15 protein-coding genes are annotated in these 16,181 nt (G+C 45.8%); 14 read left to right on the top strand and 1 reads right to left on the bottom strand.

Annotated elements, in window-relative coordinates:
- Nucleotides 1-105 precede the first annotated feature (105 nt).
- From L3C95_RS04860 to L3C95_RS04920, 13 genes are all read left to right on the top strand, one after another.
- Nucleotides 106-636, top strand: a complete 531-nt coding sequence (locus L3C95_RS04860; RefSeq protein ID WP_236385626.1) for an OmpH family outer membrane protein — start codon at nucleotides 106-108, stop codon at nucleotides 634-636.
- 64 nt (nucleotides 637-700) lie between these two features.
- The gene (locus L3C95_RS04865; RefSeq protein ID WP_236385628.1) at nucleotides 701-1,210 is read left to right on the top strand and encodes an OmpH family outer membrane protein; all 510 of its coding nucleotides are present in this window, start codon (nucleotides 701-703) and stop codon (nucleotides 1,208-1,210) included.
- A 176-nt stretch (nucleotides 1,211-1,386) separates the two neighbouring features.
- A complete protein-coding gene (gene rpmH, locus L3C95_RS04870) occupies nucleotides 1,387-1,542 on the top strand; it encodes a 50S ribosomal protein L34 (RefSeq protein ID WP_012788729.1) in 156 nt (51 codons plus the stop codon).
- Nucleotides 1,543-1,648: 106 nt separating this feature from the next.
- Nucleotides 1,649-2,038 (top strand): ribonuclease P protein component, encoded by a 390-nt coding sequence (locus tag L3C95_RS04875; protein ID WP_317207681.1) that lies wholly within the window; start codon nucleotides 1,649-1,651, stop codon nucleotides 2,036-2,038.
- Nucleotides 2,038-2,265 (top strand): membrane protein insertion efficiency factor YidD, encoded by a 228-nt coding sequence (gene yidD, locus L3C95_RS04880; protein WP_236385629.1) that lies wholly within the window; start codon nucleotides 2,038-2,040, stop codon nucleotides 2,263-2,265. Before L3C95_RS04875 ends, yidD begins: the two co-directional genes overlap by 1 nt.
- 238 nt (nucleotides 2,266-2,503) lie before the next feature.
- On the top strand, nucleotides 2,504-4,171 hold the full coding sequence (locus tag L3C95_RS04885; RefSeq protein ID WP_236385630.1) for a S41 family peptidase: 1,668 nt from the start codon (nucleotides 2,504-2,506) through the stop codon (nucleotides 4,169-4,171).
- Between the two features lie 180 nt (nucleotides 4,172-4,351).
- Nucleotides 4,352-5,008, top strand: a complete 657-nt coding sequence (locus L3C95_RS04890) for an RNA polymerase sigma factor (protein ID WP_236385631.1) — start codon at nucleotides 4,352-4,354, stop codon at nucleotides 5,006-5,008.
- 74 nt (nucleotides 5,009-5,082) lie between these two features.
- Nucleotides 5,083-6,129 (top strand): FecR family protein, encoded by a 1,047-nt coding sequence (locus L3C95_RS04895; RefSeq protein WP_236385632.1) that lies wholly within the window; start codon nucleotides 5,083-5,085, stop codon nucleotides 6,127-6,129.
- Between the two features lie 11 nt (nucleotides 6,130-6,140).
- A complete protein-coding gene (locus L3C95_RS04900; protein ID WP_236385633.1) occupies nucleotides 6,141-9,620 on the top strand; it encodes a SusC/RagA family TonB-linked outer membrane protein in 3,480 nt (1,159 codons plus the stop codon).
- 7 nt (nucleotides 9,621-9,627) lie between these two features.
- The gene (locus L3C95_RS04905; RefSeq protein ID WP_236385635.1) at nucleotides 9,628-11,304 is read left to right on the top strand and encodes a RagB/SusD family nutrient uptake outer membrane protein; all 1,677 of its coding nucleotides are present in this window, start codon (nucleotides 9,628-9,630) and stop codon (nucleotides 11,302-11,304) included.
- Nucleotides 11,305-11,324: 20 nt separating this feature from the next.
- Entirely contained in the window at nucleotides 11,325-12,131 is an 807-nt protein-coding gene (locus L3C95_RS04910; protein ID WP_236385637.1) for an endonuclease/exonuclease/phosphatase family protein, read from the top strand.
- Nucleotides 12,132-12,228: 97 nt separating this feature from the next.
- On the top strand, nucleotides 12,229-13,617 hold the full coding sequence (locus tag L3C95_RS04915; protein WP_236385639.1) for a Gfo/Idh/MocA family protein: 1,389 nt from the start codon (nucleotides 12,229-12,231) through the stop codon (nucleotides 13,615-13,617).
- Between the two features lie 10 nt (nucleotides 13,618-13,627).
- Nucleotides 13,628-14,419 (top strand): DUF1080 domain-containing protein, encoded by a 792-nt coding sequence (locus L3C95_RS04920; RefSeq protein ID WP_236385641.1) that lies wholly within the window; start codon nucleotides 13,628-13,630, stop codon nucleotides 14,417-14,419.
- Nucleotides 14,420-14,516: 97 nt separating this feature from the next.
- Here L3C95_RS04920 and L3C95_RS04925 read toward each other — a convergent pair whose 3' ends face one another.
- Nucleotides 14,517-15,122: a superoxide dismutase gene (locus L3C95_RS04925; protein WP_236385643.1), complete on the bottom strand. Its 606-nt coding sequence runs from the start codon at nucleotides 15,120-15,122 to the stop codon at nucleotides 14,517-14,519.
- Between the two features lie 338 nt (nucleotides 15,123-15,460).
- On the opposite strand from L3C95_RS04925, the gene L3C95_RS04930 reads away from it, so the two are divergent.
- Nucleotides 15,461-16,165, top strand: a complete 705-nt coding sequence (locus L3C95_RS04930) for a LuxR C-terminal-related transcriptional regulator (RefSeq protein WP_236385645.1) — start codon at nucleotides 15,461-15,463, stop codon at nucleotides 16,163-16,165.
- Nucleotides 16,166-16,181 lie beyond the last annotated feature (16 nt).

Below are 16,181 nucleotides of genomic sequence, written 5' to 3' on the forward strand. Positions count from 1 at the left end.
GACATAAAGTAGTAGATAGGAATGGTGTTTGAATAAATTTTAAATTATATATTGCAAATTCGAACATTGGTTCCAAATTGGCAGGTAATTTGAAAACGAAGACATATGAAAAAAATATCCCTCATAGCCGCCGTTCTGTTATGTAGCACAATCACGGCTTTTGCACAGCGTTACTGTGTGATAGATACAAAATACATTCTGGACAATGTGCCTGACTACAAGGAAGCCCAGACGAAGCTGGATGCAGTGGCAGAACAATGGCAGAAAGAAATAGACGCTAAATTCCTGGAAGTAGATAAGATGTACAAGTCTTACCAGGCGGAACAGGTGATGCTGACAGAAGAGCTGAAGCATAAGCGTGAAGAAGAAATAGTAGCGAAAGAGAAGGAAGCAAAGGACCTGCAGAAGAAACGGTTCGGATATGAAGGAGATCTTTTCAAGAAAAGAGAGGAGCTGGTGAAACCCATTCAGGATAAAGTCTACAATGCAGTGCAGAAACTGGCTGCGTCAAGAATGTATGATTTCGTACTGGATAAGTCGGGAGGTATTACTGTAATTTTCTCCGATCCGAAACTGGATAAGAGCGATGACATTTTACGCTCTCTGGGTATAAAGAAGGGCACAACAGGTGAGTAAATCTTTTAAACCATTTTATAACCTTAGTTTTAGTATTAAAAGTTTTTTAAACACAGACAACATCATGAAGAAGTATGTAATTATTGCTTTCGTGGCAGTTTCAGGATTGTTCAGCGTAAATGCAATGGCTCAGTCCAAAGTTGGACATATTAACGCACAAGCGCTGATCGAGGCTATGCCGGAAGCGCAGACTGCACAGAAAACACTGCAGCAGTATGCTGAGGAACTGGATAAAGATGGTAAAGGGCTGATTGAAGAATACCAGAAGAAACTGAGCGAATTCGATAAAAGTGCAGCAACAATGACCGATAACATCAAGGAGATCAAAACTAAAGAGATCCAGACTGCACAGAAAAATATCCAGGACTACCAGGAAAGCGCACAGCAGAAGATTGAAGCAAAACGTGCTGAAATCCTGAAGCCAATCTACGACAAAGCACGTAAGGCGATCGAAGATGTAGCAAAAGAAAAAGGCTACGCTTATGTCCTGGATAGCTCAGCCGGTATCCTGCTGGTGTCTCCTGCAGGTGATGACCTGGCTCCAATGGTTAAAACCAAACTGGGTATCAAATAATCAGATCATAACAGGTTATTACTTAAAATACATCTGCCCCGGCCTCCGGGGCAGATTTTTTTAGAAAACACTTTACTATTTGATATTTTTCCCTACCTTTGCCTTCCGTTTTAAAAACAGGATTCCGCAATCCGGGATAGTGTTTAGTATAGTACAGGTAAAAACAAAATATTAAAATGAAACGTACTTTTCAACCGCATAACAGACGCAGAAAGAGCGTTCATGGCTTCAGAAAGAGAATGGAAACTGCTAACGGCCGTAAAGTATTAGCTTCCCGCAGAGCCAAAGGCCGTAAGAAATTAACTGTTTCTGACGAGCGGAAGCTGAAATAAGAACGAGCCGCTGCGTATCTGCATAGCATTTGTGCTCGCAGGCTTTAAGGCTGGTTCTTGATAGAACAGAATTGTATCGCTATTGGGATGATAAATCAGACTTGCCATAAAAACTTATTCTTTTAACAAGGAAGAAAGGTTAAAAAGCAGAAAACTCATTGAAACGCTTTTTCGGGAAGGAAAAGCGTTTTCTGTTTTTCCCTACCGGGTACTTTATATGCCGGTAGACCAGCCCTTGAATAAATACCCCGTTCAGGTAGGTTTTAGTGCCTCTACCAGGCGGTTCCCGCATGCGGTGGACCGGAACCGTGTGAAACGTCTTACACGCGAATGCTGGCGCCTGCAAAAGCAGGGATTATATGATGTGCTCCAACAACACTCCAGACAACTGGCCCTCTTCTTCATCTATACCGACAAGAAAATAGCGCCCTATGCTACCCTGCACCACAAAATTTCGGTAATTTTAAAGAAGCTGGAAAAAGAGGCCGTTGAATAATGAAAGTCTTCCAATATTTAAGTTACCCGTTTATATGGCTCATCAGGATCTATCAATGGGGAATATCCCCGCTGTTAGGCGCTAAATGCCGCTATACCCCCACCTGCTCACAATATGGTGTGGAAGCCCTGCAGAAACATGGGCTCATTAAAGGCGGCTACCTGACCATTAAACGGATACTGTCCTGCCACCCCTGGGGCGGACATGGACACGATCCCGTGCCCTGAGCCAGTAAAAACAGGAAGACGACCGGCATTTTAGCGGCCAGGCCGGATGAAAGGATCGCTGAAAGGCTACCGGCTACGTAAAACAGCAATGAGTATAACCGGAAAAAGCCCCCCGGCCCGGAATACCCGATGGAAGACAGCCAGTTATTAGGATAGATCCCAATGTTTAACAGTTTATGTGTAATAGATTAAGTAAATTTCACACCGGAAGATTATTCTCACTCTAACTGAATGACCTATGCGTGCATTTTTTCGCCGAAAAAGAAGATTAGTATTGGTATTGGTGCTGCTGGTGGCCGGCGGTATGAGTATCATGGCCTATAATGAGAAGGACAAGTACTTCGAAATAGCCAAGAACCTCGACATATTTGCCGCCTTTTACCGCGAGCTGAATACCTACTACGTGGATGAACTGCCCCCGGAAAAACTCATGTATAAGGGCATTGACGCCATGCTGGAAGAAACAGATCCTTATACGGATTTTGTGCCCGAAGAAAATCTGGACGAGCTGAAATTTATGGCTACCGGAAGATATGGCGGCGTAGGAGTTTCTGTTAACACAGACAGCGAACGTACCGTTATCACCGACGTATATGAAGGCAGCCCGATGGATAAAGCTGGTGTAAAACCAGGAGACATTATCCTGTCATTGGACGGCAAACCAACTAAAGGCATGGAACAGGAGGAGATCAGCCGGATACTCAAAGGCGCTCCAGGTTCCACACTGGCGATGGTGACCAAACATCCGGTAACAGGCGCTGAAAACAACAAGAAGATCATCAGGGAAGAAATAAATGTAAAAGCTGTAAGCTTTTCCGGTATTACAGGCACTGATATCGGTTATATCCGGATGACCCAGTTCACAGAAAACAGCGGGCAGCTGGTGCAGAGCGCTTTTGAGGAACTGAAGAAGCAGTACCCTGCCATGAAAGGACTGATCCTCGACCTGCGAGGCAATCCCGGAGGTTTGCTGGACGAAGCAGTAGCTGTTGCCAACATCTTCGTCGATAAGAATAAGCTGATCGTCAGCACCAAAGGAAAAGTAAAAAGCTGGGACAGGGAGTATAAAACAGAAGAACCTGCTGTGGATGCACACATCCCGCTGGTGGTACTGACTAACCGCTCTTCTGCATCGGCTTCAGAAATCGTAGCAGGCGCTATCCAGGACCTGGACAGAGGCGTTATTATTGGCCAGCGGTCCTTTGGTAAAGGACTGGTGCAAACTACCCGTCCACTGCCTTATAATGCAAAACTGAAGGTAACCACCGCCAAATACTATACTCCCAGCGGCCGTTGTATACAGGCTATTGACTACTCCCACCGGAACAGTGACGGGGAAGTTGAATCCATGCCGGATTCTCTCCGCCGCTCATTCACTACCACAGCTGGCCGTAAGGTAAGAGAAGGAGGTGGTATTGAGCCGGATGATGCAGTAGAACCTACCATGCTCAGCCAGGTAGCCATTACCCTGTTGCGCAAACAATACATCTTCGACTACGCTACCCAATATTATTACAGTCATCCGAAGGTATCGCCCGCCAGTAATTTTGTGCTCAGCGAAGATGATTTTGCAGATTTCCTGAAATACCTGGATGGCCGGAATTATAGCTACAAAACACGTAGTGAAGAAGCGCTGGAAAGCTTCCAGGCTACCGCCAGGAAAGAGAAATACTATGATGCCGTGGCAAAGGAATTTGAGGCCCTGCAGGTGAAAATGAAACATGATAAGAAACAGGACCTGCTGAAAAATAAACAGGAGGTTAAACGCCTGCTGGAAGAAGAGATCGTGAACCGGTATTATATGCAGCGCGGACGTATAGAAAAATCATTGTCCAGCGATAATGAAGTAAATGAAGCAATAGCGGTACTGCATGCGCCTGAACGTTACCAGCAGTTGCTGAAATAATATTATCTTTTTAAATTGATATAATAGTCCATAGACAGCACCGCATTATGCACCTGTCTATAGACTATTATTTTTTCCACGGATATGTCCTATAGAAGAGCCATTGATTAGTTAATTGAATGATAACATAACAAGCAGGTCATTATCAATAATTTTACGTCTTTCCGTCAAGAATGTGAGATGTATGAAATCCAACACATAGATCCTGCCGTGTGGGAAGCTTGTAAAGCCGGAGATAAGGGGGCTTATGCTGATATCTATAAACTGTACTATCCCCGTTTATACAATTACGGATGCAAGTTGACAGACAATGTTGTTTTGATCGAAGACAGCATACAGGAGATCTTTGTGCGTTTCTGGATGAACCGCGAGCAAATGGCCGCTATCAGGGAATTCAGAAGTTATCTGTTTGTTTCTTTCCGCCACTGCCTGTTGAGACTATTATCTCAGCGTAAGCAGGAAGACCTGCTGAATGATGAACAATATCCCTTTGCACTCGAAATATCTGCAGAACAACAACACCTCGCAAAAGAAGAACAACATGAACAACTCCAGGCACTGAAGAGTGCTATGGAACGCCTCACTCCGCGGCAAAAGGAAGCGATATTCTTCCGCTTTTATGAAAACATGGAATATGAAGAGATCGCAGGTATCCTGCAGATTTCAATAAAAGCTACCTATAAGCTAATGGCCCGCGCTATTGACGTATTACGTGATGCCTATCATGCAATGCCGCTGGTACCGGCAGTGATGACATTGGCTACGCTCACAATCGCCTTAGGCAGCCTGCAGTTGTCGATCGCCATACTTGAGTCGCGCTCAGCACTCAATTTTTAACTTTTTTAAAAAAAGTTTTCTCTCCATGGGGTAAAATTCCTGTTCCCCTGCTCCTATAGTTGTAACAGGCTAAAATGGAGCAACCTAAAGACTACACATTTTTTTCAACGGAAGATTTCGTCAGGGATGATGCATTCCTGCAATGGGTGAAATATCCTGATGTGGTGAATGATGCCTGGTGGCAGGCATGGCTAAAGGCACATCCTCACAAGCAGCAGCAGGTGAAGGAAGCACGTGCTTTCATCAATAGCCTGCAATTCACAACACAATTGCCCGACCAGGATGCAATTGCAGCATCACTGGCACGTAACCTGTCGCTGATAGAAGCTGCGGAGAGGCAGCCGTTGCCGGAAGTAAAAGTGCGCTCTTTCAGAAAGCAGCTCTGGTGGGCTGCCGCAGCTGCTATCATAGTCGGCATAATGGTAACAGGAAGGTATTTCATGTTACATGAGCCGGAAATGACAGTAATAAAAGGATATGCCGCAGGTGTGAAAACTGTATGGCTTCCCGACAGCTCACTGGTAAGATTGAATGCGGGGGCAGAACTCTCATACTATGTTGATTGGAAGCCCGGCGCCAGCCGTGAGATATGGCTGAAAGGCGAAGCATTTTTTGATATCAGACCATCCGCTACAGGCATGCGCGCCGCAAATGAATTTGTAGTGCATAGTAACAATATGCTTATTGATGTATTAGGCACATCTTTCAACGTAAGAGAAGGAGCTGCTGCTACAACCGTAACATTGAATTCAGGTAAGATCAAACTCCGCTTCAAAGATCTGCCGGAAACTCCGCTCATCCTGGCTCCGGGCGATTTTGTACAATATCGTGCTGCCAGCAATAAGATCATCAGAAAAAAAGTAAATCCAACACTATATGCTGTGTGGAAAGAGGAAAGGCAATACCTGGAAAAAGTGAGCTTACAGGAAATTGGCAATTACATTGAAGATACCTATAGCTATCACGTGAAGATCCGTGATGCCCGACTGGCGAGACAAAAAGTATCCGGCAGCCTGAGTGTCAAAGACGAAGCCACACTGTTGGAAACATTATCATTTGCATTGAACCTGAAAATAGAAAAGAAAGCAGATACACTTTTCATACAATCCAGTAACCAATAAAATAATCAGAAATGCTCACAAATCTACCTCTCAAGACGTTGGGCAGATGTACCTTATTATGTGCCTGTCTGATGGGAAGGTCTGCCTATGCACAGGACTTCGCGCTATTGCATCAGCCGGCGCATGACATGCCCGCCTATACATCTGGTCAGCGTCAAATGCAGACACTGAGACAGATCCTGCAGGACATTGAGAAGACGCATGACGTCAGCTTCCTCTGCAGATCAGAATTATTGGAGATGAAGATCAATAAAGGCAGAGAAACTTTCCGTGAAAAATCCTTTGCACGCATCCTGCAATCATTGATCAAACCTTACGGCCTGGAAATGAAACAGATCACGCCACGGCAGTTTGCTATCTCCAGCGATGACGGGAGCAGAGATCCAAAAGCTCCTGATGCAACATCCAATGCCGGCATGGAGCTTAGAACGGTATGGAGCAATAGTGGCGTTATCAATAATAGTATCTGGAAACGCATTCAGGTGATGCGCGTGAGCGGTACCGTAAAAGGTACAGGAGGCATTGCTTTACCCGGTGTGACTGTGGCTGTAAAAGGGAGAGGAAATGGTACTGTTACTGATGCGAACGGACACTTTGAGATCAGTGTTCCCGGTAATGATGCTGTATTGGTATTCTCTTATGTAGGTTACTTCGCAAAAGAGGTGCTCATTAATGGAGAACAATCCATAGATGTAGTATTGAATGAAGATACCCGTCAGCTGAATCAGGTAGTGGTGGTCGGATTTGGTACGCAGAAGAAGGTGAATCTGACGGGCGCCGTGAGTATGATAGGAGAGAAGGAACTGGCTAGCAGGCCGCTGACTTCTATGTCTGGCGCTTTACAGGGACTGATGCCAGGTTTAACGGTAGTCAGCAACACAGGCTTCCCGGGAGACCCTAAATCAACCATCAGAGTACGTGGCGTAGGTACCACCAACAATGCAGATCCTTTTATCCTCATCGATGGAGTGCCTGGCGATATTAACTTTCTTAACCCTGCAGACATAGAGAGCGTATCTGTACTGAAAGATGCTGCTTCTGCATCTATCTATGGTTCACGTGCGGCCAATGGTGTGATACTTGTCACAACTAAAAAAGGTAAGCTCAACCAGGCGCCAACCGTTAGCTACAACGGTTATTATGGCCTGCAGCGCCCCTATGCATTACCGAAGATGATAGGCTCTGCAGAATATATGTCCATGCTCAATGAAGCACAACGAAATGTCGGTCTGCCGGAGACATATACAGCCGCAGATATTCAGAAAGTAAAAGATGGTAGTGACCCTGATTATTTTGCTAATACCAACTGGCCAAAAGCATTAATAAAAGATCATGCACCATTACAGGAGCATAACCTGAGCCTTAATGGTGGTGCACAACGTGTGTCCTATTATCTGTCCTATGGAAGACAGGATCAGAAAGGATTAGTAGTAGGTGATCAGTACAAGTTCCTGCGCAATAACGTCCGTGCAAGGGTCAATGCATATACCTTATTTGATATCCTTGACCTGGATGCTAATATCGGTTACATAGACCGCACGCAGAATCAACCGGCAGGAGGAACCGATTTTAATACAGGCCCTGTTTATACTTCCCTCACCATGTCGCCACTGAACCCTGTTAAATTTGGCAATGGCACCTGGGGATATGGCGGTGGCTCCAGCAATCCTGTAGCAATTGCTACGGATGGCGGTTATAACAATTTTAAGTCGCAGGAACTGACGGGAAATGTCTCTGCTAAGTTACACCTGCTCCCGCGCCTCGATGTTACAGGGCAGTACGGAACAAACATTATCAATCAGCGCCGCGCCACTTTCAGCCGTCAGCTGAACTACTATTATCCTGGCTCTGGTGAGTTCTGGTATACCAACTCAACCAGCAACAGCCTGGAAATGAGGGACTATACCAGCCGCATGAATAACCTTTCCCTGTTGATCAATTACAATTTTAATATTCAACAGCACCATGTGAAATTACTGGGAGGTTATCAGCAGGAAACTTTCCGCTATGAATCTTTTGCAGCAAGTAAACAGAACTTCGTGAGCGACGACGTACCAGTTTTCAATCTGGGTTCTGATAATCCAAATGCATCAGGAGATGGATACCAATACGCTTTGCGTTCCTGGTTTGGCCGTGTGAATTATGACTATAAAGAAAAGTATCTGCTGGAATTTAATCTCCGCTACGACGGCTCTTCCCGTTATGCGTCAGACAGGCGTTATGGTGCTTTCCCTTCCGCATCAGCAGGATGGCGTTTCACGCAGGAAGACGTCCTCAAAGGAAATAAATGGTTGAATGAAGGTAAGCTGAGAGTTTCGTATGGTGATCTTGGCAACCAGTATGGTGCAAATGGTATCGCTTATTCAGAATGGTATCCTTACCAGGAAGTACTGACAGGCGTAAGTACTATGCCGATTGGTAATACACAGACCCGCGGACTTGCACAGACAACCCTTGCCAATCCGTTCTTAAGATGGGAAAAGGTGAATATGCTCAACCTGGGTGTGGACCTGGCTTTCCTGAATAGCCGTCTCGCTGTTACTGCCGACTGGTTCAACAAACGCACGATGGATATACAGCTGAAAGTGCCACAGCCCGATGTATTAGGATTGGAAGTACCGGACCAGAATGCAGGTAACGTATCCAACAAGGGCTGGGAGCTAAGTGTATCGTGGAATGATCATATCAAAGATTTTACCTACGGTCTCGTTGCCCAGTTGTCTGATGTAAGGAACAGGATAGAAAGTCTTGGCGGTGCGCCTCCCGTGCTGGATGACAGAATTCGTCAGGTAGGTTATCCGATCGATGCCTTCTATGGATACAAAACAGATGGACTGGCGCAGGAAGCTGATTTTACAAGGGATGCGGTAACCGGTGCTCTCACACCCAATTTCGCCATCTTCGATGCCGATAAGGGAAAGGTGGGACCTGGTGATATCAAATACAGAGACCTGAACGGTGACAAGAAGATCACGGCAGATAAAGACCGTGAAGTGATCGGTGATGCCTTCCCGCGATATACATACTCACTGAGGGGTAACCTGGGCTGGAAGAATATAGACTTCTCCTTCTTCCTGCAGGGAGTAGGTAAAGGGAATGGTTATGTAGCAGGAATAGGCATGCATACTTTCCAGGCGTATGGCTCTTATCCGCAGGAAGTACACAGGGACCACTGGACGCCTGAAAACACAAACGCATGGTATCCGCGCTTTACCTTCCTGGATAACCGGAATGCCGGCCGTCTGTCTGACTACTGGTTGCAAAACGCTGCCTACTTGCGTCTGAAGAACATCCAGCTAGGTTATACATTCCCTGCGCAATGGTTCAGCAAAGCCAGGATCCAGAGAGTAAGAGCTTATGTATCGGCAGATAATCTGCTGACAAAGACGAAATTCTTTTATGCCTACGATCCTGAAACCGTGACTACCAATGGTGGTGAATATCCGCAGATCAAATCAATGGTAGTCGGTATTAATGTCAACTTTAAATAATACAGCAATGCGTCGTAAACATACTTTATACGGTATCCTGATACTGGTGGCAGGCTGCATCGCAGGCTGTTCAAAAGATTTCCTTGACCGTCCGGCGCTGGATGCTATTACCAGCGGCCAGTTCTGGAAGACAGAAGCACAGCTGAAGCTGGCAGTGAACGGCTGTTATGATTATCTGAAAGGGAAGAATGTGGTCGATATGGAGAACATGGGAGACAATACCATTTACCCTCCTTTAAGTGACTACCTGAATATCTCAACAGGTAATTTCGACTTCACACTGAGTACGTTAAATAACGAGTGGGTGAATCAGTATAAGGGCATCCGCCGTTGTAATCACTTCCTTGAGAACTATCAGAAGGCACAGGGCATCAAAGAAAGCACCCTGAAGCAATACGCAGGAGAAGTGCGCTTTCTGAGAGCTTTTCTGTACAGTTATCTTAGTTTCTTTTACGGAGACATACCACTGGTGACGAATACGCTGGACATCGGCGATGAACAGGTATACGGGCCCCGTACGCCGAGGGCAGAAGTAGTTGATTTCATATTACAACAACTGGACTCAGCTGCAAATGAACTGCCGGCAACTTATGGTGCTGCAGATCTGGGACGTATTACAAAGGGAGCGGCATTAGGCTGGAAGTCGCGCGTGGCAATGTTCTATGGCAAATATGATGTGGCCGAAGCAGCAGCAAAGGCGGTGATGGACCTGAATGTTTATAAGCTGTACACCAACGGAAATCCTGCTACCAGTTATAATGAACTGTTCACACACAAAGGAAAACTGGCAACAGGCACTAATAAAGAAACGATGCTGGCACGTTTGTATCTCATCGACATCTCGATGCATAACATGAGTCGTGAAGCACAGGTGCCTGATCAGACAGCCCGTTTCAATCCTACTAAATCGCTCGTGGATGCTTACCTGTGTGCAGATGGTATGCCTATTGAAAAATCTCCTTTGTATAATGAAAGTACACAGACGGCATATGCCGATGTTTTCCAGAACAGGGACCCAAGGATGAAACAGACAGTCCTGGCGCCTGGCGCCAGCTGGGGAGGCAAAGATGATGGAGATGCAGATGCAAATCCGGCAGAGGTGTATAATCTTCCGAAGTTCAATTCCGATAAAAAAGGATGTGTGACAGCAACGGGTTATTATTTCACCAAGTATGTGCAGGTGTCGGCCGTAGCCACGTACAATAAAGATCCGAACGACATCCATATCATGCGGTATGCAGAAGTACTGCTCACCTATGCGGAAGCAAGGGAAATGCAGGGTAAGCTGACACAGGAAGACCTGGATATCAGCATCAACCTGCTGAGAGACCGTGTAGGAATGCATCACATGATCATCGCCGAACTGAATACCTGGGGAATGGACCTGCGTGAAGAGATCCGCCGTGAAAGACGTGTAGAACTGGCACTGGAAGGACAACGTTATTTTGACCTGCTGCGCTGGAAGAAAGGCGATCTGCTGGCACAGGATGTGAAAGGTATGAAGAAGTCATTTATACCTGACTACATGCAGCCTTATGTAGCCAGTGTACCGGTAGATGCCAGCGGTTATATGATCATCAACACCAACCGCCGTTTTAATGATCCTAAAAACTATCTGTGGCCGATACCATTGACACAATGGCAACGTAATCCGGAACTGGGACAGAATCCGGGATGGGAATGATCATAAAAGCGATTTAAATAATGAGGAGTTTAATAATTACATTGATCGTATGCACCCTCGCAGCATGCGGGGGCAAGCAGAAGCTTACAAGGCATTCAGAAAAACAGCATGATACGCTGAAGGTATTAAGCTACAATATCCATCATGCTAATCCGCCTTCCCGTCCGGGACTGATAGACCTGGATGCAATAGCACGTGTGATCAATGAGCAACAACTGGATTTCGTAGCCTTGCAGGAAGTAGATGTAAATACAGGGCGTTCCGGTAAGGATGTACATGAAGCGAACGTGCTCGCCGCAAAGACAGGCATGCACGCCTTTTTTGCGAAAGCCATTCCTTATGATGGCGGTGAATATGGTGTCGCCGTGCTTTCACGCTATCCGGTGAAGGAAGGGCATGCGTATGCTTTGCCATCAGTTGCCGGCGTAAAAGCAGAGCCTCGCGTACTGTGTACAGTTACTGTCACACTACCGGAAGGAACGCAGGTGATGATGGCCAGCACGCACCTGGATGTAACGAAGAGCGACAGCAACAGGATATTACAAACGAGGGAGATCACCCGAATTTTGGGACAGACTGTGATGCCGGTGATCCTGGCGGGAGATATGAACGCAAAAGAAGGAAGTAAAGCAATCAGTATACTTGATAGCACCTTTACCCGTACCTGCCAGCATTGTCCTTTTACGATACCTGTAGAGACGCCCAGGAGTGCTATTGATTTTATCATGTATAAGCCGGCTTCGGCCTTTCGGGTAGTGCAGCATCGGGTGTTACCGGAGCGCTATGCATCCGATCATTTGCCGGTACTGGCCACGCTGATATTTTAAGAGAAAAGCGGGAAAATTATGATTTCCCGCTTTTTAATTATAAATTATACTCCTCTTACACTGCAAGACACGTTATTGTAAAACAAAAATGAAGAACATGCCTGAAAATTCTAACAACAACTCGCGCCGTGGATTTATTACCAAAGTGGCTAAAAGTGTAGTAGGCGCATCTTTGTTGCCCAACATCATCACCGCTGCTGACAGGCAGCGTAACATTCAGTCACTATATCGCGTCAACGAAAAGTACAGCGCTAATGATCAGATACAGATCGCGCTGATTGGTGCAGGTGGTATGGGTACAGCAGACACCAATACGGCTATTACTGTGCCCGGTGTCAAACTGATTGCTGCATGCGATCTGTATGACGGACGACTGGCAGATGCGAAAAAGAAATGGGGTAATGATATTGCCACTACCCGCGACTACCGGGAAATACTCGAGCGGAAGGATGTAGATGCAGTGATCATCGCTACACCTGACTTCTGGCATAAGGACATTTCAGTAGCAGCCATGAATAAGGGCAAGTCTGTTTATTGTGAGAAGCCCATGGTACACGACATCACTGAAGGCCCTGCTGTTGTAGAAGCACAACAGAAGAATGGCAAGGTGGTATACCAGGTGGGTAGCCAGGGTATGAGCTCGCTGGGAAATGAAAAGGCAAAACAATTATTAAAGGACGGAGCTATCGGCAAGCTGAATTATGCAGAGGGCTTCTGGGCGCGTATGTCTCCGTTTGGCGCCTGGCAATATCCTATTCCGGCAGATGCGTCGCCTAAGACCGTTGACTGGACAGCTTACCTGGAACATGCTCCCAAGCGGGATTTTGACCCTTTACGATTCTTCCGCTGGCGTAATTACAGGGACTACGGAACGGGCGTATCGGGTGACCTGTTTGTACACCTGTTCTCCAGTCTTCACTTTGTAACGGGCTCAATCGGTCCTGAGAAGGTGATGGCTACCGGTGGTCTGCGTTACTGGAAAGACGGACGTGAAGTGCCTGATATTATGCTGGGTATGTTTGACTATCCTGAAACAGAGGCACATCCTGCATTTAACCTGTCACTGCGTGTGAACTTTGTAGATGGAACCGGCGGTACGAACTATCTGCGCATGGTCGGAAGCGAAGGATCTATGACAGTGGAATGGGAAAAGGTAACGTTATATCGTAATAAGAACCATGTCGATGAATCAGATCCTTTAATGCAGAGTAAGAAGGAAGCAGACCCGGGCAAACAATATGTTTATCACCGTAAGGATATGCTGCCACCTGAGAAGCTGGAATATGCAGCAGAAGAAGGATATAAAGGCGCACATTTCGATCATTTCTACAACCTGTTCAACGCAATGCGTACCGGCGGGAAAGTAAGTGAAGATGCGCTGTTTGGCTATCGCGCAGCTGCGCCTGCATTGTTATGTAATGATAGTTATTTTCAGAACCGTATTATTCAATGGGATCCTAAGGCCCTGAAATTGATAAACAAATAAAAAAGAAATCATGATGAAGAAGTTATTTGTTCCCGTATTGTCAGTAATGGCTGTTAGCGTAATGTCATGTAATGGCGGAAGCAGTACTGCCAGCAAAGATTCCACGACCGTATCTGCTGATTCCAGCGTACAGGGCACTGCACCCGTAACAGATACTGCACAGAATGTACTGTCAGATACAGAAAAATCAGAAGGCTGGGTATTACTTTTCAATGGTCAGAACCTGGACGGATGGCACATCTACAAAGGCAAGCAATCAAACAGCTGGGTAGTGGAGAATGGTGAATTACATTGCCTGGGTAGTGAGAAAGACAAGAGCGATAAACGTGCAGACCTGACATCGAATGATACATATGAGAACTTTGAGTTCAGGACAGACTGGAAACTGGCGCCTAAGGGCAACAGTGGTATCATTTACCTGGCATCCGAAGATAATGATGCCGCTTACCTGAGTGGTCCGGAATATCAGTTAATAGATGATGAGAACTTCCCTGAAAAGCTGGAAGACTGGCAGAAAACAGGTGCTAACTATGCCATGGGCGCACCATTGGTAAATGCTGCAAAACCAATCGGCGAATGGAACCATACACGTATTGTTGTAAATAAGGGCCATGTAGAGCATTGGCTGAATGGTCAGAAAACTGCAGACTATCAGATCGGTTCTCCTGAGTGGAAGAAAGCGAAAGCTGAGGGCAAGTGGAAAGATGCGAAGAATTATGGAGAAACAAAGAAAGGACATATTGACCTGCAGGACCATGGAAGTGAAGTATGGTTCAAAAATATGAAGATCAAACAGCTCTAGGCATATTGCATTAAACTACTTTCATGAGTAGTCTATACGAAAGAGGCCGTATCATAAGTATGATACGGCCTCTTAGTTTTATCGCAATCTGTTTATGTTAGATAGCAGCTTCGTAGTTTTTGGTAACTGCGTCCCAGTTTACCACGTTCCAGAAAGCTTTCAGGTATTCAGGACGACGGTTCTGATACTTCAGGTAGTAAGCATGTTCCCAAACGTCGATACCCAGTACTGGCGTGCCTTTTACTTCAGCAACATCCATCAGCGGATTGTCCTGGTTAGGAGTGGAAGTGATTTCCAGTTTACCGTCCTTAACGATCAGCCAGGCCCAACCTGAACCGAAACGGGTAGCGCCGGCATTCGCAAATTTCTCCTGGAATTCAGCGAAAGAACCGAAAGTGCTCTTGATAGCATCTGCCAGTTTACCTGTAGGTTCGCCACCAGCATTAGGGCCGATCACTTTCCAGAAGAAGCTGTGGTTCCAGTGTCCGCCACCGTTGTTTCTCACAGCAGGGCTTATTTTACCTGCGCTCGCAACCAGCTCTTCCAGGGATTTATTTTCATTTTCAGTACCGGCAATTGCTTTGTTCAGGTTGTCTATATAAGCCTGATGGTGCTTACCGTGGTGAATTTCCATTGTCAGTTTATCGATATGCGGTTCCAGTGCATCGTGTGCGTACGGTAAGCTCGGAAGTGTGAATGCCATAACTTAATGTTTTATTGCGTTAATGAATATGTGTCTCAAAAAGAGTTTCCAAATTTACTGCCTAATATCATAAATATCAAAACAGGGGGTGTCCGTTGTACTTATTCCGGGCGGACTAGGTAGTTCCGCCCAATTCGCATACCAATTGTGTTGGATATATGCTTTTTTATTTTATATTTACGTTAAGCGTTGTAACAAATTTTCGTATTACATTCCTGTTCGTATAAACGTGAAAGTTACAATACTATACAAATCCTACGCTGATGTATAGGAAGTGGGGATTCTTGCGCCATTCTTGACCTATTGGTTTCAGCTATTGTTTGTATAAAACTTAATGTATGTTGACAGACTCGGACATGGGCCACGACTATTCCCTCAACGCGTTACAGAAGGAAAATGAACTATTAAAGACACGGATCCAATCGCTGGAAGGTATTCTGAACAACGTACCTGCCATGCTATATACACACCAGAACAGTACAAAGACGGTCAACTGGTGTAACCGCTATATGGAAGATGTAACAGGATACACTATGGCGGAGATGAACAATATGGGATTGGATTTCTTTAAGGACATCATGCATCCGGATGACTTTGACCTGGCTGTCATAGCCCAACAGTCGTTCAAAGAGAATAAAAATGTTTTCGGGGGAGTATTAAGATTTCGTAAACGGGGTACCGACAACTGGTGCTGGCTGGCGGGGATTGCTATTCCATACACGCGGGATGAACAGGGAAATGTAAACGAAGTGATCTGCGCTTTTGTGGACATGACCATGGCGATGGATACCAATGACCAGCTGACAGAGGCTATGCTGGATGTTATGCGGCGTAAGCACGAAGACGTGATCAGCAAACTAACACCCCGGGAGAAAGAAATTCTGAAATTAAGTGTTAAGGGATTGAATAACAAAGAGATAGCTGCGGCATTGAACCTGAGCCGGTATACCATTGAGACCCACCGGAAGAACATCAGGATCAAGCTGAAGGTACGTAATACAACAGAGCTGATAGCCCTGGCCAGAAAGGTTGGTTATCAGTAATTTGTGAATTATTCCA

The organism is Chitinophaga filiformis (genome assembly GCF_021646545.1).
GTDB classification, from domain to species: Bacteria; Bacteroidota; Bacteroidia; order Chitinophagales; family Chitinophagaceae; genus Chitinophaga; species Chitinophaga filiformis_A.

What these genes read in the sequence shown, in the direction of transcription:
- L3C95_RS04860 (WP_236385626.1), top strand. Translation starts at nt 106, where the DNA reads ATGAAAAAAATATCCCTCATAGCCGCCGTTCTGTTATGTAGCACAATC.
- L3C95_RS04865 (WP_236385628.1), top strand. Translation starts at nt 701, where the DNA reads ATGAAGAAGTATGTAATTATTGCTTTCGTGGCAGTTTCAGGATTGTTC.
- rpmH (WP_012788729.1), top strand. Translation starts at nt 1,387, where the DNA reads ATGAAACGTACTTTTCAACCGCATAACAGACGCAGAAAGAGCGTTCAT.
- yidD (WP_236385629.1), top strand. Translation starts at nt 2,038, where the DNA reads ATGAAAGTCTTCCAATATTTAAGTTACCCGTTTATATGGCTCATCAGG.
- L3C95_RS04885 (WP_236385630.1), top strand. Translation starts at nt 2,504, where the DNA reads ATGCGTGCATTTTTTCGCCGAAAAAGAAGATTAGTATTGGTATTGGTG.
- L3C95_RS04890 (WP_236385631.1), top strand. Translation starts at nt 4,352, where the DNA reads ATGTATGAAATCCAACACATAGATCCTGCCGTGTGGGAAGCTTGTAAA.
- L3C95_RS04895 (WP_236385632.1), top strand. Translation starts at nt 5,083, where the DNA reads ATGGAGCAACCTAAAGACTACACATTTTTTTCAACGGAAGATTTCGTC.
- L3C95_RS04900 (WP_236385633.1), top strand. Translation starts at nt 6,141, where the DNA reads ATGCTCACAAATCTACCTCTCAAGACGTTGGGCAGATGTACCTTATTA.
- L3C95_RS04905 (WP_236385635.1), top strand. Translation starts at nt 9,628, where the DNA reads ATGCGTCGTAAACATACTTTATACGGTATCCTGATACTGGTGGCAGGC.
- L3C95_RS04910 (WP_236385637.1), top strand. Translation starts at nt 11,325, where the DNA reads ATGAGGAGTTTAATAATTACATTGATCGTATGCACCCTCGCAGCATGC.
- L3C95_RS04915 (WP_236385639.1), top strand. Translation starts at nt 12,229, where the DNA reads ATGCCTGAAAATTCTAACAACAACTCGCGCCGTGGATTTATTACCAAA.
- L3C95_RS04920 (WP_236385641.1), top strand. Translation starts at nt 13,628, where the DNA reads ATGATGAAGAAGTTATTTGTTCCCGTATTGTCAGTAATGGCTGTTAGC.
- L3C95_RS04925 (WP_236385643.1), bottom strand. Translation starts at nt 15,122, where the DNA reads ATGGCATTCACACTTCCGAGCTTACCGTACGCACACGATGCACTGGAA.
- L3C95_RS04930 (WP_236385645.1), top strand. Translation starts at nt 15,461, where the DNA reads ATGTTGACAGACTCGGACATGGGCCACGACTATTCCCTCAACGCGTTA.